General features: G+C 58.8%; 1 pseudogene. It reads right to left on the bottom strand.

Features of this window, described 5'->3' with window-relative positions:
* A pseudogene (locus AB4Y92_RS26645) lies at window positions 1–317 on the bottom strand (IS1595-like element ISLgu1 family transposase); the annotation flags it as partial.
* Between the last annotated feature and the right edge of the window lie 47 nt (window positions 318–364).

Below are 364 nucleotides of genomic sequence, written 5' to 3'. Positions count from 1 at the left end.
ACGTGCTGGCCGCGTTTGAGCATGCCGAAGACGATGGTTTTCTTGCCGGCGCCGCGTCCGCGTTTGCCGCGCACGCGCCACGGCCCGAAGAAGGATTCATCGACTTCGACCTGACCGGTGAAGGGCGAATGTTGTTCGCAGTCGTGAGCGATGACACGCCGCATAGCCAGGAAGATCGTGTTGACCGAGCGCACGCTCAAGCCGGTCAACTGAGCGGTGTTGGTGGCGGTGAGATCCAGTGACCAACAGCGCACGAGCGCCCGAAATCGGGCCTCGCTGATTTTCGAACGGCGGTAATACCTGTTTTTCTTTTGCATTTCAGGAAGATAGCTGCGTTATGGGGCAGCTTTGCTTCCTAAGACCC

The sequence above is a fragment of the Lysobacter sp. TAB13 genome, from assembly GCF_052113885.1.
Taxonomy (GTDB): domain Bacteria; phylum Pseudomonadota; class Gammaproteobacteria; order Xanthomonadales; family Xanthomonadaceae; genus Lysobacter; species Lysobacter gummosus.
The sequence above is the reverse complement of the archived record's forward strand: the minus strand, read 5'-3'. Positions and strand labels throughout refer to the sequence as shown.